24 protein-coding genes and 1 pseudogene are annotated in these 20630 nt (G+C 54.1%); 7 read left to right on the top strand and 18 right to left on the bottom strand.

Features of this window, described 5'->3' with window-relative positions:
- Window positions 1–115: 115 nt before the first annotated feature.
- The 13 genes from fliR to fliF all read right to left on the bottom strand — a co-directional run bounded on the left by fliR (window position 116) and on the right by fliF (window position 10868).
- Window positions 116–910 carry a flagellar biosynthetic protein FliR gene (fliR, locus tag ABOC97_RS18895; RefSeq protein WP_234507468.1) on the bottom strand — a complete coding sequence of 265 codons (795 nt, stop codon included), beginning with the start codon at window positions 908–910 and terminating at the stop codon, window positions 116–118.
- Between the two features lie 5 nt (window positions 911–915).
- The gene (gene fliQ, locus ABOC97_RS18890; RefSeq protein ID WP_035896987.1) at window positions 916–1185 is read right to left on the bottom strand and encodes a flagellar biosynthesis protein FliQ; all 270 of its coding nucleotides are present in this window, start codon (window positions 1183–1185) and stop codon (window positions 916–918) included.
- A 9-nt stretch (window positions 1186–1194) separates the two neighbouring features.
- Entirely contained in the window at window positions 1195–1932 is a 738-nt protein-coding gene (fliP, locus tag ABOC97_RS18885; protein ID WP_349600716.1) for a flagellar type III secretion system pore protein FliP, read from the bottom strand.
- Window positions 1932–2270 carry a flagellar biosynthetic protein FliO gene (fliO, locus tag ABOC97_RS18880; protein WP_234507547.1) on the bottom strand — a complete coding sequence of 113 codons (339 nt, stop codon included), beginning with the start codon at window positions 2268–2270 and terminating at the stop codon, window positions 1932–1934. Before fliO ends, fliP begins: the two co-directional genes overlap by 1 nt.
- 94 nt (window positions 2271–2364) lie before the next feature.
- On the bottom strand, window positions 2365–2778 hold the full coding sequence (gene fliN, locus ABOC97_RS18875; RefSeq protein ID WP_234507471.1) for a flagellar motor switch protein FliN: 414 nt from the start codon (window positions 2776–2778) through the stop codon (window positions 2365–2367).
- A complete protein-coding gene (gene fliM, locus ABOC97_RS18870; protein ID WP_234507474.1) occupies window positions 2775–3779 on the bottom strand; it encodes a flagellar motor switch protein FliM in 1005 nt (334 codons plus the stop codon). Before fliM ends, fliN begins: the two co-directional genes overlap by 4 nt.
- Window positions 3780–3783: 4 nt before the next feature.
- Entirely contained in the window at window positions 3784–4251 is a 468-nt protein-coding gene (gene fliL, locus ABOC97_RS18865; protein ID WP_234507477.1) for a flagellar basal body-associated protein FliL, read from the bottom strand.
- A gap of 103 nt (window positions 4252–4354) precedes the next feature.
- Window positions 4355–5548 (bottom strand): flagellar hook-length control protein FliK, encoded by a 1194-nt coding sequence (locus tag ABOC97_RS18860; protein WP_349600711.1) that lies wholly within the window; start codon window positions 5546–5548, stop codon window positions 4355–4357.
- Window positions 5545–5988, bottom strand: a complete 444-nt coding sequence (gene fliJ / locus ABOC97_RS18855; protein WP_052283531.1) for a flagellar export protein FliJ — start codon at window positions 5986–5988, stop codon at window positions 5545–5547. Before fliJ ends, ABOC97_RS18860 begins: the two co-directional genes overlap by 4 nt.
- 139 nt (window positions 5989–6127) lie before the next feature.
- Window positions 6128–7504 (bottom strand): flagellar protein export ATPase FliI, encoded by a 1377-nt coding sequence (fliI, locus tag ABOC97_RS18850; RefSeq protein WP_349600708.1) that lies wholly within the window; start codon window positions 7502–7504, stop codon window positions 6128–6130.
- Window positions 7504–8205, bottom strand: a complete 702-nt coding sequence (gene fliH, locus ABOC97_RS18845; RefSeq protein ID WP_349600705.1) for a flagellar assembly protein FliH — start codon at window positions 8203–8205, stop codon at window positions 7504–7506. The genes fliI and fliH overlap by 1 nt, the downstream gene beginning before the upstream one ends.
- Window positions 8198–9193 (bottom strand): flagellar motor switch protein FliG, encoded by a 996-nt coding sequence (gene fliG, locus ABOC97_RS18840; RefSeq protein ID WP_052283528.1) that lies wholly within the window; start codon window positions 9191–9193, stop codon window positions 8198–8200. Before fliG ends, fliH begins: the two co-directional genes overlap by 8 nt.
- Window positions 9186–10868: a flagellar basal-body MS-ring/collar protein FliF gene (gene fliF, locus ABOC97_RS18835; protein WP_349600701.1), complete on the bottom strand. Its 1683-nt coding sequence runs from the start codon at window positions 10866–10868 to the stop codon at window positions 9186–9188. The genes fliG and fliF overlap by 8 nt, the downstream gene beginning before the upstream one ends.
- A gap of 215 nt (window positions 10869–11083) precedes the next feature.
- On the opposite strand from fliF, the gene fliE reads away from it, so the two are divergent.
- Window positions 11084–11395, top strand: coding sequence for a flagellar hook-basal body complex protein FliE (fliE, locus tag ABOC97_RS18830; protein ID WP_234507487.1), 312 nt, complete (start codon window positions 11084–11086; stop codon window positions 11393–11395).
- A 5-nt stretch (window positions 11396–11400) separates the two neighbouring features.
- Here fliE and ABOC97_RS18825 read toward each other — a convergent pair.
- A pseudogene (locus tag ABOC97_RS18825) lies at window positions 11401–11622 on the bottom strand (integrase); the annotation flags it as partial.
- 286 nt (window positions 11623–11908) lie between these two features.
- Between ABOC97_RS18825 and ABOC97_RS18820 the strand changes: the two are divergent.
- Window positions 11909–12826: an acyltransferase family protein gene (locus ABOC97_RS18820; RefSeq protein ID WP_349600697.1), complete on the top strand. Its 918-nt coding sequence runs from the start codon at window positions 11909–11911 to the stop codon at window positions 12824–12826.
- 552 nt (window positions 12827–13378) lie between these two features.
- Here the strand turns inward: ABOC97_RS18820 and ABOC97_RS18815 are convergent.
- On the bottom strand, window positions 13379–13636 hold the full coding sequence (locus ABOC97_RS18815) for a hypothetical protein (RefSeq protein WP_349600694.1): 258 nt from the start codon (window positions 13634–13636) through the stop codon (window positions 13379–13381).
- A 130-nt stretch (window positions 13637–13766) separates the two neighbouring features.
- Here ABOC97_RS18815 and yedD point away from each other — a divergent pair, with 130 nt between their 5' ends.
- Window positions 13767–14180 carry a lipoprotein YedD gene (gene yedD / locus ABOC97_RS18810; RefSeq protein ID WP_349600691.1) on the top strand — a complete coding sequence of 138 codons (414 nt, stop codon included), beginning with the start codon at window positions 13767–13769 and terminating at the stop codon, window positions 14178–14180.
- A 43-nt stretch (window positions 14181–14223) separates the two neighbouring features.
- Here the strand turns inward: yedD and fliT are convergent, their stop codons facing one another.
- The 3 genes from fliT to fliD are packed head-to-tail and all read right to left on the bottom strand — an operon-like array spanning window position 14224 to window position 16432.
- A complete protein-coding gene (gene fliT / locus ABOC97_RS18805; protein ID WP_349600688.1) occupies window positions 14224–14598 on the bottom strand; it encodes a flagella biosynthesis regulatory protein FliT in 375 nt (124 codons plus the stop codon).
- Window positions 14598–15008 carry a flagellar export chaperone FliS gene (gene fliS, locus ABOC97_RS18800; RefSeq protein WP_234507493.1) on the bottom strand — a complete coding sequence of 137 codons (411 nt, stop codon included), beginning with the start codon at window positions 15006–15008 and terminating at the stop codon, window positions 14598–14600. Before fliS ends, fliT begins: the two co-directional genes overlap by 1 nt.
- 23 nt (window positions 15009–15031) lie before the next feature.
- On the bottom strand, window positions 15032–16432 hold the full coding sequence (fliD, locus tag ABOC97_RS18795; protein ID WP_349600684.1) for a flagellar filament capping protein FliD: 1401 nt from the start codon (window positions 16430–16432) through the stop codon (window positions 15032–15034).
- Window positions 16433–16696: 264 nt separating this feature from the next.
- Here fliD and ABOC97_RS18790 point away from each other — a divergent pair, with 264 nt between their 5' ends.
- The 4 genes from ABOC97_RS18790 (at window position 16697) to tcyJ (ending at window position 20605) form a co-directional block, all read left to right on the top strand.
- Window positions 16697–18223 (top strand): FliC/FljB family flagellin, encoded by a 1527-nt coding sequence (locus ABOC97_RS18790; RefSeq protein ID WP_349600681.1) that lies wholly within the window; start codon window positions 16697–16699, stop codon window positions 18221–18223.
- 164 nt (window positions 18224–18387) lie between these two features.
- A complete protein-coding gene (locus ABOC97_RS18785) occupies window positions 18388–19107 on the top strand; it encodes an RNA polymerase sigma factor FliA (protein ID WP_052283601.1) in 720 nt (239 codons plus the stop codon).
- Between the two features lie 58 nt (window positions 19108–19165).
- Window positions 19166–19717, top strand: coding sequence for a flagella biosynthesis regulatory protein FliZ (gene fliZ, locus ABOC97_RS18780; protein WP_349600736.1), 552 nt, complete (start codon window positions 19166–19168; stop codon window positions 19715–19717).
- Window positions 19718–19804: 87 nt separating this feature from the next.
- Window positions 19805–20605, top strand: coding sequence for a cystine ABC transporter substrate-binding protein (tcyJ, locus tag ABOC97_RS18775; RefSeq protein ID WP_349600677.1), 801 nt, complete (start codon window positions 19805–19807; stop codon window positions 20603–20605).
- The last annotated feature ends 25 nt before the right edge of the window (window positions 20606–20630 follow it).

Genomic DNA, 20630 nt, shown 5'->3' with positions numbered 1-20630 from the left:
AGTAAATGTTATGATTTGTGAATAATCTAAAAACAAATAACCCGCACCAGCGATATGCTGGTAGATGTTTTATCGTTTTTATTTTAGGAATTTCCTTATAACAGCCGCAGTGGCATTATGGAGAATTTATGCGTGGTAACTCGGTGATAATATCTGCTAATAGATCGAATATTTCACCAAATAAGTGTTCACAGAAGGGGGCAATCAATGGCATTAATGCAGCCATCAGCAAAATACCCACGGTCAACGTAATAGGGAAGCCGATCACAAAGATTGACAGCTGCGGCGTCATTCGGTTGAGCATGCCCAGCGCCAGGTTCACCGTCAGAAGTAGGGTGATAATCGGTAAAGCCAGCATCAAACCGTTAAGGAAGATCATGCCACCTGCGCGGGTGAGCGCCAAAAATGCGTTGCTATTGATCGGCTCGCCGCCGATAGGCAATGTGTGAAAAGTATCGACTAGCAATGAAATGAGCCACAAATGGCCGTTAAATACCAGAAATAGCAGCAGCGCCAGCATATCCATAATACGTGCCAGCACCGGCATGTTGAGGTTGCTGCCGGGATCGACAAATGTGGCGAACGACAGACCCATCTGTAAGCCAATAATCTCGCCGCTGGTCCTTATCGCGGCAAACGCAAACTGCATAGTAAAGCCCAGCGCAATACCGATAAGAATTTGCTGTAGCGCGAGCCACAGCGCATGCGCCGAGAATAACGGAACTTCCACTACCGGCAGTGACGGGGCAATCACAATGGTTATCAGCACGCCAAGACCTAGCTTAACCCGCTTAGGTACCGACTTTTCGCTCAGGATCGGCGCGGTGGTTATCAGCGCCAGTACGCGCAGAAGCGGCCAGAAATACAGGCTTATCCAGGAGATCCACTGGTCGCTAGTGACGTGCATCATGGGGCTTAACCGATGATGTAGGGAAGGTTATTGAATAACGTGCGCACATAGTCGAGCAGCAGGTTGAGCATCCACGGCCCGGCGACAATGATGGCAATAAAAACGGCAATGATTTTAGGAATAAATGACAGGGTCATTTCGTTAATCTGCGTGGCTGCTTGCAGAATACTGATAATCAGGCCGGTCACTAGCGACACCAACAGCAGCGGGGCGGCCAACGCCAGCGCCACCTTCATCGCTTCAGTGCCCATCATCATGACGGATTCAGGGGTCATGGTTACTCCTTAACTGTAAAAACTTTGCGCCAGCGACCCAACCAGCAGCTGCCAACCATCAACTAACACAAACAGCATCAACTTGAACGGTAGGGCTATGGTCGCGGGCGGTACCATCATCATCCCCAGCGCCATCAATACGCTGGCGATCACCAGATCGATAATCAGGAAAGGGATAAAAATGGTGAAGCCAATCTGGAATGCGGTTTTCAACTCGCTGGTCACATAGGCCGGTAGCAGAATGCGCATCGGTACGGCTTCAGGCCCCTGAATAGGTGCGCTGTTAGCGAGCCTTGCAAACAGCGCCAGGTCAGCTTCGCGCGTCTGGCGCAGCATAAACTCACGCAGCGGCTGCGCGCCTTTATCCAGCGCTTCCTGCATGGAGATTTTGTCTTCGCTAAACGGTTGATAGGCGTCGGTGTAAATTTTATCGATAACCGGCGACATGATAAAAAAGGTTAAAAACAGCGCCAGCCCCAGCAGAACCTGGTTTGGCGGGGCGGACGGCGTACCCAACGCGCTGCGTAACAGGCCAAAAACGATGATGATGCGGGTGAAGCTGGTCATCATCAGCAAAATGGCCGGGATAAAGGTCAGCGAAGTGATAAACACCAGCGTCTGCACCGGCAACGACCAGCTTTGGCCGCCGTTGGCCAGCGGCTGGCTGATTAAGCCCGGTAGTTCAGCAAAGGCAGAAGGGGAGAGAAGCAACAGCCCGCCCAGCGTAAGGGAAAATAAACGACGCATCAGGATCTCCCGGGACGCTTAAGCATAGTTTTCATCAGTGAAGCAAATTCTGGCGCCGCCGCCGGTGACGGCTGAGCGTCAACAGGGGCCGGCGGTAAGGTATGCAGTAAAGTGACCTGCTGGGCGGTTACGCCAAGCACCAGCCGCGCATCTTCGACGTTAACAATTACCACCCGCTCACGATTGCCCAGCGAAGCGCTAGCGCTCACCGACAGACCGTTGACCGTGCGGCCTTTCAGCGCGCCGGGCATCACTCGTTTCACGACCCACGCGGCGGCGAGAATTAACACGATAATGCCCAGCAGCGCGCCGCTAACCTGAATCAACGGCGAAGTCATGGGTTCATTGGCATGCGCCACGGTGACCGATTCAGTGGTGTGCGCGGTCGTTGTGGTCGATGCCGGGTGCATCGTGCTGGGCTGGGCTTTCATATTAACGACTCAGGCGACGCATACGTTCTGATGGCGTAATGATATCGGTGATGCGTACACCGTATTTATCGGCCACCACCACCACTTCACCTTGGGCAATCAGATAACCGTTAATCAGAATATCCAGCGGTTCGCCCGCCAGACCGTCCAGCGCGACGACCGAACCTTGGGTCAGACGCAGCAGCTCTTTAATGGTCATCCGGGTACGGCCCAGTTCGACGGTCAGTTTGACCGGGATATCCATAATCAGATCGATATCCTGCAACGTGCCGCTGACATCGCCGCCGCCAAGTTGCTGGAACACCGCGTCAGCGGCGCTTTTGCTGGTGGTTGATTGTTGCTCGTTCAGCGCTTCAGCCCACAGATCGTCCACGGATCCGCTGTTGTCATCGGGTGGAGTATTCATATCACTCATTTGGGCTGTTCCTCGTTCAGCGAATTCAAAATCGGGTTGATCAAATGTTCTACGCGCAGCGCATACTGGCCGTTGACGGTGCCGTACTGGCTGGTAAGTACCGGTACGCCATCGACGTGGGCAATAATGCGATCGGGCTTGTCAATCGGCAGGACATCACCGGGTTTTAATTTGAGTATTTGTGATAAACGCAGCGATATATCGGCGAAGTTCGCCACCAGTTCCAGCTCTGAGTGTTGTACCTGGCGCACCAGGTTTTCCCGCCAGTTCTGATCTTCATTGCGCGAGTTCTCCAGCGGTGGATTAACCAGCAGCTCGCGCAGTGGTTCAATCATGCTGAATGGCAGGCAAATATTGAACTCGCCGGTCAGGTTGCCGATTTCCACATGGAACGGCGTATTAACCACGATGTCGTTTGGCGAGGTGGTGATGTTGGTGAATTTCACCTGCATCTCCGAACGCACGTACTCCACTTCCAGCGGGTTAATCGCTTTCCACGCGTCGCTATAGCCTTCCAGCGCCAGCTTCAACATGCGGTTGATCACGCGCTGTTCGGTATGGGTGAATTCGCGTCCCTCGACCTTGGTCGGAAAACGGCCGTCGCCTCCGAACAGGTTGTCAACGGCGATAAACACCAGGCTTGGTGAAAACACCACCAGACCGGTGCCACGCAGCGGTTTTAGATGAATCAGGTTGAGGTTGGTCGGCACCGGCAGGTTACGCGCAAACTCGTGATACGGCTGAATGCGGATCGCACCGACGGTAATGTCCGGGCTACGACGCAGCAGGTTGAACAGCCCCATACGGAAGTGGCGCGCAAAACGCTCGTTAATGATCTCCAGTGCCTGCAGACGTTCACGAACCACACGTCGCTGAGTATTGGGATCATAGGGGCGAATATCATCTTCGCCCACTGCACGCGCCAGAGGCTCGCTGGCGTTATCGCTGTCACCGTTGAGCAGCGCATCAATTTCGGCCTGAGAAAGAATACTGTCGCCCATAGCGCTATCGCAGAATAAAGGCGGTGTACAGAACGTCGGTAATGTCCTGTTTAGGCTGATTGGCAATCAGCGGTGCGCTCAATGTCGCTTTGATATCGGCGGCGAGCTGTTTTTTACCCTCGTCGGTGGCGAGCTTGGTGGCATCCTGGCGCGACAGCAGCAGAAGCATCCGGCTACGCACTTCCGGCAAATAGTCGTTCAAACGCGCACGGTCGGCTTCGCCCTTCATCCGCAGCGTCACACCCACGTAGAGCACGCGATCGGCATCGCCCAGGTTAACCGTAAAGGTATCCAGCGGGAAAAAGACCGGTGCGGCCGGCGGTGGGGCTTCTTTTGGCGCGGCTTCAGCGGTCTTATTTTCAAAACGCCAGTAGCTGTAGCCCGCAGTGGCGCAGGCGGCAAGCGTTACCAGCACCAGTAGCGGGATCCAGATAGAGCGTTTGCTCTTTTTAGTGATTGCGGTGTCAGTCATCTGAAACGGTCTTCCTTTTAGTACTGCTTATCAGATGATTATCCCGCCTCCCGCGCGGGTCAAAGCGTGGAAAAGACGGGAATAATCATGTTACCTCGGGCGTTTAAGCAAAGATGTCTACTGCGTTGTCGCCGCGGGCGGCGGATTGCAGGGCCGCAGGGACGGCCAGCACATCGCCATCTTCCTGGCCGTCAGCGGCACTCGCGTTGCCGCGCGAGGCGAAAGACTGCTGGGATGAGGACTGTTGCTGCTGACCGGCAAAACCGTCGCTGCTGATATTGCTCTGCCCCAGTTGAATACCGTTATCCTCAAGCTGGCTGCGCAGCATCGGGAGTGCAGCCTCCAGCGCGGCGCGTACGTGGCTGTGCGGTGACATCATCTGGATCTGCGCAAGGTTATCTTCCACTTTCAGCGTGATGTGCACCTGACCTAAGGCCTCGGGGTGCAGACGCAGTTCGGCGGTCTGCTGACCCTGACGAGTGAACAGCGTGATGTGCTGGCTGACGTTTTGCTGCCAGTCCGGCGTACCAAGCTGTGCATGGATGTTCGCGGTGGCGGCTGCGGCAGACGCGGCCGCTGGCGTGACGGTTTGCGCGGCGACCGGGGTCAGCGTGGAGGTTGGTGCCGCCGGGCTTGGGGCGCTTTCTGCTTCTGCCTTTTGTGCAGGGATCACAAAGGCGGAATCTGCGGGCAGGGCGCGAGCTTCGGTCTGTGGTTGTGACGCAGGCGTGCCTTTCACATCGACAAAGCCTTCCGCTTTACCGCCGCCGCGGTTTAGCGACGAGCTCAGGGTGTTGAGCGTCTCGCTTGCCGCCGTTGGCGTGGTTGTGCTGGCAACCTGCTGAATTTGCGGCGTGGCTGGCAGCATGGCCATTAACGCGCTGAGGCTTTTCAATTCCTCGTCGCTGAGTTTACTGTCCGCCGCTTTATCATCGCTGTCCGACGTTGAAACGCTCTCTTTGCCCGCCGTCAGCTCACTTTTAAGGTGGGCGGCTAATGAGCTCAGCAGCGTCTGCGCATCCACCGGCGTCGCGACATCAATATCGGCCGTCGCGCTGGCAGCGTCTTGCTGCATTAACCATTGGGTGAGAGATTGGCCCTGGGTTTTCAGCGAACGCGTCGAGTCGACCTCATCGCTTGCCGGTAAGGTGGCTTTTTCCGCGCTGACGCCAGGAAGTTGGCTTAACGCCCCCGTCAGGAGTGCCAGAAAATCCTCAGGGCTGCCCGCGGTTTTCGCCGCAGCATCCGCGCCGGGAAGGGTTGCATCGCTGACAACAAGATTAGGCAGAGTGATCATTCGGGTTTCCTCAAGGTAGCGCGTTGGGCAAACTCATCCATCTTCTTCTGGTCAAGGCGGTTTTCCGCCAACAGCTCTGCGGAGGCCTGCCTGTCCTGTAGCGTTTGCCATGCCTGCAAGCGCTGTTTTTTCTCTCGCCAGAAAGTCAGCGCCTGTTCCACCTTGTTATTCCACTGGATTAACTGCTGGCGGTGTTGGTCAATGGCTTTCTCAAGCGTCTGGATAAACTGCTGGTAGTTCTGCCAGCGTAGGCTGGCTATCCCCTGACTCATGTCGTTGTTCAGGTTGTTCTGGTATTCAAGCTGGTAGTCCATCAACATTTTCAGTTGTTCTTCCGCCTGCTGGCAGCCGCGTCGCATCTCGCCCAATACCAGGGCGGCGTTGTCGACATCGGTTTCTGCCAGTTCTTTTAGCGTTGCTAATGCACCATGCTGCGCCATGTTTGTGATCCTCTTGCTTCACTCTACCCGTCATACTTCGAGTGGCATGTGTGTTGGCTGCGTTCGTTCACCCCAGTCACTGACTTCAGTCAGCTCCAGGGGATTCACTCTCTTGCCGCCTTCATGTCACTCGAATTATTTAGGGTAATGACGTTGGGAAAATCATTTCCAGATTCAGGATTGACGATTCCCAGTCTGCTTTTTCAAGAATGCCTTGCTGTAAAAATGCCTCGAGCTGCGGCCACAGCGTAATGGCCTTATCGAGCATCGGGTCGCTGCCTTTGGCATAGGCGCCGACGCTTATCAGGTCGCGGTTACGCTGGAAGCTGGAGAGCAGTTGTTTAAAGTGCCGGACCTTCGCGTAGTGCTCTTCGCTGATGAGTGCGGTCATTGCGCGGCTTATCGAGGCTTCGATATCAATCGCCGGATAGTGACCGGCTTCCGCCAGCCGTCGCGACAGTACGATGTGGCCGTCGAGAATGGCGCGCGCGGAGTCGGCAATCGGGTCCTGCTGGTCATCGCCTTCGGTCAGCACCGTATAGAACGCGGTGATGGAGCCGCCGCCGCTGATGCCGTTACCCGCGCGTTCTACCAGAGCAGGCAGCTTGGCGAATACCGACGGCGGATAACCTTTGGTGGCCGGAGGCTCACCGATAGCCAGGGCGATTTCACGCTGCGCCATCGCATAGCGGGTGAGGGAGTCCATAATCAACAGCACGTGTTGGCCACGGTCGCGGAAATCTTCCGCCACGCGGGTGGCGTAGGCGGCACCCTGCATGCGCAGCAGCGGAGAGACATCAGCCGGTGCGGCGATCACCACCGACCGGGCACGCCCTTCGGTGCCGAGAATGTTTTCGATAAAATCTTTGACTTCGCGGCCACGTTCACCGATAAGCCCGACCACAATCACGTCGGCGCGGGTGTAGCGCGCCATCATGCCGAGCAGCACGCTCTTACCGACGCCGGAACCGGCGAACAGCCCCATACGCTGGCCGCGGCCCACGGTGAGCAGGGCGTTGATCGGCCGTACGCCGGTATCCAGCACGTGCTCTATCGGCGTTCGTTGCAGCGGGTTAAACGGCTGGGTGATCAGCGCGCCGGTTTCGGTGGTGTCGGGAGCAGGGAGGCCGTCCAGCGGTTTACCGCTGCCGTCCAGTACGCGGCCAAGCAGAGCCGGGCCGAGTGGCAGCTGTTTACCGCTTTGCAGACCTTCACCTGCGATATTACGGGCATAAACGCGCGCCCCGGGCAGGATCCCTTCGACCTCTTCTAATGGCATTAAAAACAGCCGATGACCGTTGAAGCCGACCACTTCGCTCTCAACTTCCTGCATTTCGGCACCCTGCTGGCGTTCAATAATGCAGGTTGCTCCTAGCGGCAGCTGTAATCCCGTGGCCTCCAGCACCAGACCGGTGGCGCGGATCAGTCGCCCGTAGCGACGTACGGCGGGAAGCTGCGCGATACGCGCTTCAAAGTTATCCAGCGTATTCAACCAGCGGGTCAGACGCACGGTCATCAGCAGGCTCCCGGTGCCGCCAGGCGGCACAGTTCCTGCCAACGGGTAGCCACGCTGGCGTCGAGATCGCCCTCATCGGCGGAGACTTTACAGCCTCCGGGATGCAGGGTTGGGTCGCCGCGCAGCCGCCAGCCGTGCAGATTGAGCGTTGCACCAAGCATCTCTTCGACGCGCGGTAAATCTTCCGGGCTCACCCGCAGCTGCGGTTTGCCGGTAAACAGCGGCTCTTGTTGCAGCAACGACTGAATCTGTTTAATCAGCGCGGTGTTATCCACCACTGGAACCTGACCGACGATTTGCCGCGCCGCTTCCAGCGCCATCTGCATCAGGCGTGAAGCGATGACGCTGTCCAGCGTATCCAGGGTGTGCTGGAACTCGCTTGCCAGTTGCTGCATGCGGGCATGAATCGGCGCCTGTTCTTGCTTTGCCTGCACCAGACCTTGTTCCAGCCCCTGCGCCAGACCTTCCTGATAACCCTGCTGTTGACCCGCCGCATGACCTTCACGCAGCCCGGCCTGATAGCCCTGTTCGTGGGCTTGAATCTGTAGCTGGGCCAATTGCTGCTGTTGCAGCTGCTCGGCGGAAATCTCTTCGTGCATCTCGTCGACGGACTCATCGACGGAGAGCGGGGTAAACTCGGCCACCGTCGGTGGCGCGAGGTCGTCAGGCTGCCAGACTTTCCACGGCGTGGTATCAGACATAGGTGTCGTCTCCGCTGCCAATCACCATCTCGCCGGTCTCGGCCAGGCGACGGACGATAAGCAGAATCGCTTTCTGTTCGTTCTCCACCTGAGACAGACGTACCGGCCCGCGGTTGGCCAGGTCGTCGCGCAGAATGTCGGCCGCACGCTGGGACATATTGCGCAGGAACTTCTCGCGTAGCGGCGGCTCGGACCCTTTGAGGGCAATAAGCAGCGATTCGGAATCCACTTCCTGCAGCAGGCGTTGGATGCTGCGGTCGTCGACTTCGACCAGGTTTTCGAACAGGAACATCTCGTCGATGATTTTCTGCGCCAGGTCGCCGTCGAACTCGCGCACCGCGGTGATAACCGCTTCTTCCTGCTGCGTTTTCATCAGGTTGATAATTTCTGCCGCCGTTCTCACGCCGCCCATTTTGCTGCGTTTGAGGTTCTGGCCGTCGAGCAGGTTGTTCAGTACTTCGGTCAGTTCTGCCAGCGCGGCAGGCTGTACGCCGCCGAAGGTGGCAATACGCAGCATGACATCGTGGCGCAGACGTTCATCGAACAGCGCCAGAATATCGGCCGCCTGGCCGCGTTTAAGATGCACAAGAATGGTGGCGATAATCTGCGGATGCTCGTCGCGGATAATATCGGCCGCGCTCTGTGGTTCCATAAAGTTGAGCGTTTCGATGCCGCTGGTGGTTTCGCGGGTTTCGAGAATATCTTCCAGCAGGCTGGAGGCACGCTCTTCGCCCAGCGCTTTGACCAGCACGGAACGCAGGTATTCATTGGCGTTGACGCTCAGTGCGGCAAACTGTTCAGCTTCTTGCTCGAACTCTGCCAGCACGTCGGTCAACTGCTTGTTGGAGATCTGCTTGACGTTGGCCATCGCCGTACTGAGCTGCTGCACTTCGCGGGTACTGAGGTGTTTGAACACCTCAGCCGCGCGATCTTCGCCAATCGTCATCAGCAAAATGACGCTTTTGTCGATTCCGGAAAGATTACTCATGATCGTTATTCATCCATTGGCGAATGACCAGCGCCACGACGCGCGGATCGTTATCAGACATCTCACGGATACGCTGGCTCATGACTTCAGCGCCCAGACGCTGGTTGGCACGGCGCTGCTGTGTCTGTTCATCTTTACTCAGGCGTACCTCAACGGCTTCCTGAATTTCCTGCTGCGCTTTGTTCTGTTCAACGGCGGCTTGAGCAACCTGCTCACGGCGCGCCAGCTGCGGTTTAATCGCTTTACGCCACAGCAGCCACGCCACGATCAGGACCAGTAACCAGCGGCCCGCGGACATCAGCTGATCGATAAACGACTGTTGTTTCCAGAACGGCAGTTCGCCACCGGACTCATCGGTATCGGTGAACGGTGAATTGACCACGTTGAGGGTATCGCCCCGCGTCGTGGAGAAGCCCATCGCTTCGCGGGTCAAATCTTCAATCTGCTTCATCTGGTCGCTGGTCAGCGGCAGCGGTTTACCGTCCGGCAGATTGCGATAATTGACCACCACGGCCACCGACAGACGCTGGACATCGCCGACGTTCTTTTTGGTGTGCATGATGGTGCGGTCAACTTCGAAGTTGCTGGTTTCACTGCGCTGGCTGTTATGCGGGCCGGTAGTGGTGGTGGTGCGTGCGGCGCCATTCTGGCCGTTGGCGGCCTGATTCGCCGTTTGGTTAGCCGGCGGATTGGCAATCGGCGCTGACGGTGCGGGCGCTGGAGTATTTGACAGCGCACCCGGCACGCCGCCCGGATACGGGCTGCCGCTCTGATCGCTTTCGCTTACCTGACGGGAACGAATGGCCGCCTGAGTGGCGTCACCGTTTGGACGGTACTGCTCATCGGTCTGTTCTTTATTATCAAAGTTAACCTGTGCAGTGACCTGTGCGTGAACGTTGCCGTTACCGACAATAGGCCCAAGGATGGCTTCGATGCGGCGCTGCACGCGGCCTTCAACGTCAGCGGTATATTTCAGCTGAGCATCATTAAGGTCACGGGCGCTGGTATTGGATTGGGTCAACAGATGCCCGCCCTGATCGACCAGAGTCACGTTACCCGGCGGCAGGCCGGCAACGGCGCTGGAGACCAGGTGCACCACGGCGGAAATTTGCCCTTCATCGAGCGCACGGCCCGGTTCGAGGTTGACGGTAATCGACGCTGACGGTGATTTTTGCTCGCGCACGAACAGCGACGGTTTTGGCATCGCTAAATGCACCCGCGCGCTTTTGACCGGGCCAAGCGTTTCGATGGTTCGCGACAGTTCACCTTCCAGCGCGCGCTGGTAGTTCACCTGCTCGCTAAACTGGCTGATGCCGAATTTTTCCTGGTCCAACAGCTCAAAGCCCACGGTGCCGCCTTTCGGCAGACCGAGTTGAGCCAGACGTAAACGCAGTTCGTGAACTTTATCCGCAGGCACTTCCAGTGCGCCACCGTTATCGGCAAAGCGATAGGGGACGTTCATCTGGGTCAGTTGAGTCACAATCGCGCCGCCGTCCTGGTCGGACAGATTGCTAAATAGCGTGCGGTAGTCCGGGGCTTTGGCCCACAGAACCATTGCCACGAGAACGGCCACCGCAGCGGCGCTCGCCACCATCAGTGGAATTTTTGGATTGGCGCGCAGGCGATTCACCCATTCAAGGGTTTTATTTTGTGTGGCCGTAGCACTCGCGCTCATTGCGCACCTCGTCGATCCTGATCAATGGCGTTAAACGTGAACGAAAACAAAGCAGACTCCCAGGTCAGAACACATAAAGACAGCCATGCCATTATTTGACGCTTTGCGATTTTTGATGGCCCAAATAACCCATTTTTATAGCGCTATTTAGCGCCTTTATCTTATTGACAAACTGCTAAGCTCGTTCACAGGTTAAAATCAATCTGGGAGTCAAGATGGCGATTCAGGGTATTGAGGGCGTCCTGTCACAGCTGCAGGCGACGGCGTCGATGGCGCGCAATCAAAGCGTGGATACACAGCCGACGATAAGTTTTGCCGGCCAGCTGCACGCGGCATTGGATCGGGTGAGCGAGGTACAAACCAGCGCCAGAACGCAGGCGGAGAAATTCTCGCTGGGTGAACCGGGTATCGCGTTGAACGATGTGATGACCGACCTGCAAAAGGCGTCAGTTTCACTGCAGATGGGCATTCAGGTGCGCAATAAACTGGTTAGCGCCTATCAGGAAGTGATGGGCATGCAGGTGTAGTGCATCTAACTGTTTGATTGTGTTTGTTTAATTACATCCGATCCTATGGCGTGGGGCATGGATGGGGCAAACTCATTCAATTTCTGGTTCAGAATGAGCACCTGGTATTGGTTGTTTTCGGCCATCCAGGATCTGTAAACGCGATAGACCATCTGTGCGTCGGTGTGCCCCATTTGCATCGCTATGAAGTTTGGGTTTACACCGGCAGGCAAAGACCAGCATGCGTAATTGACAGGTAATGAATTCAAGACCTCGCCTAGGCGGGGCTTTTGTTTTCCGAAACAGCTAAACTGTCGAATGGATAATCGCTAGATCCTGATACCCACTAGTCTGATGCGCCATTCCCGTGTAGCAAGGTGCTCTACAGAGAAAAAAGACATCGAAAATATAAATTACGCCATGCGTGATTTCGGTCACATTTCGTCATTGTGGGTCATGAACATGCCCAGAAATCACCTTGTCAGCCCAGGATTGCATCCATAGAATCCCTTTTTTACCAATTCTAAAAATAACATGCGAAATCTAGCCATTGATTATCTGAAGGTGGTTCTTGCCTTCTTGGTGCTCGTGCTGCATTCAGAAATATTCCTGCATACCATCCCGACTTTGGGGTTTGTGTTAATAAATGGTGTGTGCCGAATAGCCGTGCCGCTATTTTTATTAATAAGTGGTTATTACTTTGTTTATATAACGACGTTCGATAGACTAAAAAAGTGGCTTGCAAGATTGTCTCTTCTCTACCTGTTGTGGATGCTTGTTTATTCGCCTTTCTGGTTTGATGTAAGCAACCTGAGGTCTCTCATGAATCTTGCAACCGGATTTGCCGCCTTGTGGTACTTTCCCGGATTAATCATTGCGGGAGCCATGCTGTACCTGATGCGCAACTTGCGAATGCCAATACTCCTGACTATGGCCTCCATCCTGTATCTAGCAGGGTTCGCCATACAACAGTTGGGTAATATGCATGTAATGAGCGGAAGGCTTGATGTTCTGTTTAACTGGTATCCATTTTACAGGAATGCTGTTTTCGATTGTTTCCCCATTCTTGTTTTGGGCTATGTCATGAGGCGGGATGATTTGTGGTGCAAACTGAAAATCCGAAAATGGCATGTTGCTGCTGTTTTGATGCTCATAGTAGTTGAGTCGATGGCGAATTATGCGATTGTCGGCAATGAGTCTTTGGATATGATGCTGTTTCTTCCATTAGGATCTGTAGTGATATTCCTTTATGTGAAAAACCTGAGTGTGTGTGGTGCTGGAAATAACGTTGCCATGTTCTCGGTCGCAGTTTTCCTGATTCACCCTTTATGGTTTTTTATATACATCGATTTAAATATTGGCGCGCCTAGGTTTGCATTTGTTTTGCTGATGACGATCATTTCATCGACACTCTTGGTTGCAGCCAATAAAAGATTAAAATACATCCTGTAGATAATATTTAAAAAGTTTTTGGGAGCCCTGCAAACTGGCAGGGCTTTTTCACATCTGCAATCCGGTCAGGGTTTTTGAGCGAATATGTGCTACACGACACGTAGAATCTCATACGAGAGCGCCCTGAGCCAGATTGATGAGCATGGGTAATTCACTGAAATGCAGCGGATAGACTCTCGGCAATAGCCGAATCCGCCGGAAAGCAGTGCACCAACGATGGTCTTGGCTGATTCCTGCCGCTCCGTTAGCAGCACGAAACGGAGCGCACAACAGTTAAGAGCATTGAACGCTGGCGGAAAGCCTGTAGAACCATGAATTAACAACGGCATCGTCATAGTGCTCTTCCCGTTGTGATGAATGCGCGGCTGATGCTCAGAAAACACCTGGGTGTGCGGTCATAGTAGCCGTTTGTTTCTGTGAGGGACCGAAAGGTTTTTCGGTTCGAAAGCAACATCGACCAGGGTAAACCGAATGTTGGGAAGAAATCAGCACCGGCCACCACATCCAAATCCCTGCTACCAGGGAACCGCGGCTACTAGAGCCGAATATGCCTCACTCCCTCGCCCGTAACAGAATGCGCTGGTTGCGCACGAATGAAGTATCCCAGGAGTTCAGCGAGTGGTTCCTGTCCACCCCGCAGGCGTAAAGATCGTTGCGCCGCTGCTGGACGTTGGTATGACCCGGCGTATCCACTTTCTGGAACATCTGCACGTAGGGGAAGTAAGCATAATTACTGGAATCCATATCGGCCACCACGCAGCCGGTCAGCCCGAAACACCGCACTAATCCCGCCAGTTTTACCCTTTTCACCCTGAGTCCTTATCGTTGTCAGTACGTGATAAATAGCAACATGCCGGATCCCTGACGTCAATTACCGTGAAACGGTAGGGGGTTTAACGCTATAATGTTGCTGTATTTTTCTCCCGGAACAGGACGGATAATGAAAAAATTAGCCATTGTAGCGGCGCTGTTGACGCTGGCGGGCTGTGCGCAAATTACCGATTACTCAACCGTCGTCAAAGCGCCGGCGCCAGAAGGGTTGGCCGGTTACTGGCAGACCACGGGACCGCAGCGCGCGCTGGTAAGCCCTGAAGCGATGGGTAGTCTGGTGGTGACGCGGGCGGGTGATACGCTGGATTGTCGCCAGTGGCAGCGTGTGATTGCGCTACCGGGTAAACTGACCCTGCGCGATAACGAAGTGTATAACGTCACTAATAAGCTGGACGTCTATGCGGTTGAACGCAGCGGCAATACGCTGAGCTATGACGGCATGACGCTGCATCGCGTTGAGCGCCCAACGGTAGAGTGTGCGGCTGCGTTAGCGAAAACGCCGCTGGCCTCGGTACTGCCATAATTCGGATGTCGCTCCGGCGCGCGGATGGCCGGAGCATACCCGCTCAGTGGTTTTGATCAACATTATCCTGCGGGACCAGTACGAAGCCACCCTGATTTCCATAGGTGTTCATCACCGTTTTCTGCATTGAGGATTGACCGACCAGTTTAGCCAGCTCGTCCATTCGCGCCTGCAGCAGGCGTTTCACGGTATTTTCATTATCCAGCACGGTACGCAGCAGCGGACGGAGCTGTTCCTGGATCGGATCGTTGGGCTGACTGTCCTGGGTTAACTGAGCAATTTTCTGCACCGCATTAACGTAGTCCATTTCACTGGCGATCAGTTCGTCCCACAATCCCTCCGTGGCAAGCCGCAGCATCATATTGCTTTTTTCAACCAGCTGTTGGTACGAGAGATAAAGATGCGGTGCGTAGCTCATTAGACGGCGTCCTGAATCAAATTGGGCGAAAGTAAGGATTCCTTCCAGGCATCGGCGATATTGCGCATAAGGCCTTCGACCTCTTCAACCGCGCTGCAATCATTGCGCAAATTGGCCTGCAGAAGACGTCTGACCATATAGGCGTAGAGCGCAATCATATTCTGCGTCAGCTCATCTTTGCTCTCTTCTTCAAGGCCAACCTTCAGACCATTTTCGATGATATTGATAGCTTTCGACAGGGAAAGACCTTTCCCCTGTAGATTGCCGTCCTGCATAAACAGGCGGGCGCGAATCAGCGCGCTGAGCGCGCCATCGAACAGCATAGTGACAAGCTGTTGCTGGCTGGCGCTCATGACCGCGCTTTCTACTCCAATCTGTGCGTAGGCCTGCGTACCTTTTGCCCCGTACATGACGTCTCTCCCGATAGTGATGGTTATTTAGAGTTGCTGGTGGACTCAAACTGCTGGGTTAAGTAGCTGCTGGTGTTATTCAGCGAGCTCATTAACACATCCAACTGGGTAAACTGCGCTTTGTAGCGGGCGACCTTCTGATCGATGATGTCGCTGGCTGCGTTGTAGTCTTTGGTCAGTTTGTTCAGCGTTTTGCTGACGCCATCTTTGGCGGCCTGAATGATCCCGGTGCTGGAAAGCCAGCTGGTCAGGTTGCTGCCAATATTGGTGGTAATACCGGTCTTTTTACCGTCGCCGACGATAAGCTGGCCGACGTCGGCGGAATCTTTTTTCAGCGCCGCGGTCAGTTTGGTGTCATCGATTTTAAGCTGGCCGGTACTTGGATCGGAGGTGATACCAATCTGCGCCAGCGTTTTAAAGGCGGAAGAGCTCGCGGTGTTGCTCAACGCGCTCTTCAACTGAGTCTGGATGGTACGCAGGGTGGTGTCGCCGATCAGCGCGCCATTGCTCGTACTCTGCGCATCGGCACCCGGGTCAACGGCGGTGTATTTGGTCAGGCTGCTGAAGGTATCCTGCAGCGCGTTATACGCCGTCACCCAGTCTTTGATGGCGGTCTGCGCTTTGGTGTTATCCTGGGTGATGGTCAGCGTTTGGTTGCCGGTGGTGACATCATTCAGGTTCAGGGTGATATCTTCCAGCGCATCGCTGATAGTGTTGCTGCTGTTTTCAATCGCCACGTTGTTGACGGTGAGTTCGGCGTTTTGCGCGGTGACGCTCTCTTTCATGCCGCCGCCGGTGCCGTCATAACCCATAAAGCTTTGCAGGGCGCTGTCGCCGCTGACGCTCAGGGTCATTCCGTTGTCTTTACCGGTGTCATTGGAGGTAATGGACAGACGATACTCACCGTTGCCAACGTTAATCACGCTGGCGCTGACGCCCGCTTTGGCGTTGTTGATTGCATCACGAACGCCGGTTAACGAAGAGTTCGCGGCGCTGATATCAATGGTGACCGGCTTCTTGCCACCACCTTGTTGAATGGTCAGTACGCTGTCGCTGGTGGCGATGGCGGCTTTACTGTCTTTTTGCGTTGATGTCGACGTCAGGGTTTGCGCCTGTGCCAACTGAGTAATTTTAATCGTATATTTACCGGCAATCGCGTTCCCGGTGGTGGTGGCGCTGAATGCGGTACTGCTGCTGGTAGTGGTCGTGGCGGTAAAGAGATCGGCTTTCCCCAGGGCGGTATTGGCGGTCTGGAAAGCCTCGAGGGCGCTTTTCATGGTGCCATAGGCGCTGAGCTTGGACGTATAAGATGACTGTTGTTTTGTAATAGGTGTCAGTGTGGCTTTTTCTGCTGCGGTAAGACTATCCAGAATGTCGCCAAGCTTCAGGCCCGAACCGATTCCCAATGAAGAAATGCTTGCCATTTTTATTCCTTAATATGTCGACACGTAAAACGAATATTTGGGTTATCGGCCTGAATACGACAAAGTTTACGCTTAATCGGTTTTTTTTAATGGCAGGAATAAGGGGCACAGGAAAGAGTATTTCGGCGGCTAAAAAAATTCGGGAATACTAAAAAAAATTCTAAAGGTTGTTTTGCGGCAGACGATAACAAGTTTGACGGCGATTGAGCCGACGGGTGGAAACCCAATACGTAATCAACGACTTGAAATATAGGATAACGAATCATGGCACAAGTCATTAATACCAACAGCCTCTCGCTGATCACTCAGAACAACATCAACAAGAACCAGTCTGCTCTGTCCAGTTCTATCGAGCGTCTGTCTTCTGGCTTGCGTATCAACAGCGCGAAGGATGACGCAGCGGGTCAGGCGATTGCTAACCGTTTCACTTCCAACATTAAAGGCCTGACTCAGGCAGCTCGTAACGCCAACGACGGTATCTCTGTAGCACAGACTACTGAAGGCGCGCTGTCCGAAATCAACAACAACTTACAGCGTGTGCGTGAACTGACCGTTCAGGCAACCACCGGTACCAACTCCCAGTCTGACCTGGACTCCATCCAGGACGAAATCAAATCCCGCCTGTCTGAAATTGACCGTGTATCAGCTCAAACTCAGTTTAACGGCGTGAACGTGCTGGCCAAAGACGGCACCATGAAAATTCAGGTTGGCGCGAACGATGGGCAGACTATCAGTATCGACCTGAAAAAAATTGACTCTTCTACCCTGAAACTGTCAGGCTTTAACATTAATAGTCAGGCTAACGTCAGTACAACAAATACTCCTGTATATGGTGCGACGGGTGCAACGATTGTTGATTCAGTAGCTGGTGATAACTCCGCAGTGGATCCCAATGCAGTTGTTGCTGCTGCCACAGTTAAGTTTGATCAGGCATCAGGCAAGTACTACGGTACTGTATCGGGCTCTACCAATACCGCTATGAATGGCGACTATGAAGTTAATGTGGACGCTACCAGTGGTAAAGCAACGGTAGCTGCGAACGCTGTTAAACTCACGGCCATGCCTACAGGTGCTTCAGTTAAAGCTGTTACTAAAGTAGAAGAGGCGATTGATTTATCCAATTCGGCAGCAGCTGCGACGCTGAAATCTGCAGGTGTTAACACTTCAGGCCTTTCCTTGGTGAAATTGTCAACTACTGATGCCAATGGCATTGTTACTGACACCGGCAAGTTTGGCTTATTGGCTAAAGATGGCACTACTTATGCTACCGATTATAATCCAGCTACCTACAATAGCACTGCTACCCCGCCGACTCCGATCAATGCTACTACAGTAGCTTATAAAGCAGCTGATGGTTCTTCAAAAACAGGTGTGGTGCATTTGGGGGGAGATAATGGTACAACCTCGCTTGTCACGCTGGGTACAGGTGCTGATGCTGTAACTTACAACTCAGCAGATCTCGCTGGCGCTGATCTCTCAAATTCAGCTACTGCTCCTAAATCAGTAGTCGATAACTCGAACCCGCTGAAAGCCCTGGATTCAGCCATTGCTGCTGTGGACAAATTCCGTTCTTCACTGGGTGCAGTACAAAACCAGTTGGATTCTGCGGTCACTAACCTGAACAACACCACCACCAACCTGTCTGAAGCGCAGTCCCGTATTCAGGACGCCGACTATGCGACCGAAGTGTCGAACATGTCTAAAGCGCAGATCATTCAGCAGGCCGGTAACTCCGTGCTGGCAAAAGCTAACCAGGTTCCACAGCAGGTTCTGTCTCTGCTGCAGGGCTAATCCCCCGCAACCTGACCAACCCCGCTTCGGCGGGGTTTTTTTGTTAACCGAATTTCACTTACTCCGCAAATAAACCCCTCTTTTCCCCACTGTTCCATCGATTAAAACGCCTGTAGAAACGGATAATTGTGCCGATAACTCATATTAATGCAGGGCTGTTTATCGTGAATTCAATGTATACCGCTGAAGGTGTAATGGATAAACACTCGCTATGGCAACGCTATGTGCCGCTGGTGCGTCACGAAGCGCTGCGCCTTCAGGTGCGTTTGCCGGCGAGCGTGGAACTGGACGATCTGCTCCAGGCGGGCGGTATCGGCTTATTGAATGCTGTTGAACGCTATGACGCTCTGCAAGGAACGGCATTTACCACTTACGCAGTGCAACGCATCCGTGGGGCGATGCTGGACGAACTACGCAGCCGCGATTGGGTGCCGCGTAGCGTCCGGCGGAACGCGCGTGAAGTTGCGCAAGCGCTGGGTCAACTTGAGCAAGAGCTGGGACGAAACGCGACGGAAACCGAAGTCGCGCAGCGATTGGGGATCGCGATTGAGGAGTACCGTCAGGTGCTGCTGGATACCAACAACAGCCAGCTGTTCTCCTACGATGAGTGGCGAGAAGAGTACGGCGACAGTATCGAGCTGGTGACGGAAGAGAATCAACACGAAAACCCATTGCATCAACTGCTGGAAGGTTCCTTACGCCAGCGCGTGATGGAGGCCATTGAAGCCTTACCGGAACGCGAAAAGTTGGTGCTCACCCTCTATTACCAGGAAGAGCTGAATCTCAAAGAGATTGGCGCCGTACTGGAAGTGGGGGAGTCGCGCGTCAGTCAGCTGCACAGCCAGGCGATTAAGCGTCTGCGCATCAAGCTGGGTAAGTTGTAGGTTGGAATAACGTCACGTTGGACCAAAATGCCGCATTATGAAATGAAAACCCGGAGTTATCATGATGATGCAGGTAAAAAGACGGCCATTAAGCCGCTATCTGAAAGACTTCAAACACAGCCAAACGCATTGCGCTCATTGTCATAAACTGCTGGATCGCATCACGCTGGTCCGTGAGGGGGAGATAGTCAATAAAATTGCTATCTCTCGTCTGGATACCCTCATGGATGACACCGCGTGGCAGCAGGAACGGAGCGCATGGTCAGCCCTGTGCCGTTTTTGCGGGGACCTGCACTGCAAAGAACAGAGCGCATTCTTCAACATTATCGGTTTTAAACAATACCTCCTCGAACAAACGGATATGAGCGCCGGAACGGTGCGCGAATATGTGGTGCGTCTGCGACGGTTGGGAAATCACCTCAATGAACACCAGGTTTCGCGGCAGCTGTTGCGCGAACGCCACGCCGAAGATCAACTGGAGCAATGGTTGCCGACCGTGAGCACCAACAATTATCGTATCGCACTGCGTAAATACCTCCGCTTTCATCGCCAGATAGCGCCCAGCGACGAGCAAAACTTCGCGGACTGTGAAACCTCTGATATATATTAAATTGGAATAAGTTGTATCTCATGGGTGTTTGTCTTTAATGGCGAACGGTTTACACTGGCAAAAAAAGTGAAGCTTTTCGGGGGTATAATGAAGCTGAAGTTTCTGGGTCGTCAGGCGCTGATGGGCGTAATGGCCGTTGCGCTGGTAGCAGGGGCGAGCGTTCAAACGTTTGCTGCTGAGAATTTGTTAAACCAGGTTAAAGAGCGCGGTACGCTGCGCGTCGGGCTGGAAGGCACCTATCCTCCGTTCAGTTTCCAGGGCGAAGATGGCAAGCTGACCGGTTTCGAAGTGGAATTTGCCAAAAAACTGGCAGAACACCTTGGCGTAAAAGCCGATCTGAAACCGACCAAATGGGACGGGATGCTCGCCTCTCTCGATTCTAAGCGTATCGACGTGGTGATAAACCAGGTGACGATTTCGCCGGAACGCCAGAAGAAATATGACTTCTCCACCCCGTATACCATCTCCGGTATTCAGGCGCTGGTGAAAAAAGGCAGTGAAGACACCATCAAGACCGCGGCTGACCTGAAAGGGAAGAAAGTCGGCGTCGGTCTGGGCACTAACTATGAAGAGTGGCTGCGTCAAAACGTGCAGGGCGTGGATATCCGCACCTACGATGATGACCCAACCAAATACCAGGATCTGCGCGTAGGCCGTATTAACGCCATTCTGGTCGATCGTCTGGCGGCATTGGATCTGGTGAAGAAAACCAACAATACGCTGGCGGTTGCCGGTGACGCGTTCTCCCGCCAGGAATCCGGCGTTGCGCTGCGTAAAGGCAACGAAGACCTGCTGAAAGCGGTGGATAGCGCCATTGACGCCATGCATAAAGACGGTAGCCTTAAAGCGCTGTCTGAAAAATGGTTCGGTGCTGACGTTACGCAATAACCGCACTGATTTAAAAAAGGCGCTG

Source organism: Kluyvera huaxiensis, assembly GCF_040149365.1.
GTDB classification, from domain to species: Bacteria; Pseudomonadota; Gammaproteobacteria; order Enterobacterales; family Enterobacteriaceae; genus Kluyvera; species Kluyvera intermedia_A.
Note: the sequence above shows the minus strand (reverse complement) of the source record. Positions and strands in the feature narration are given on the sequence as shown.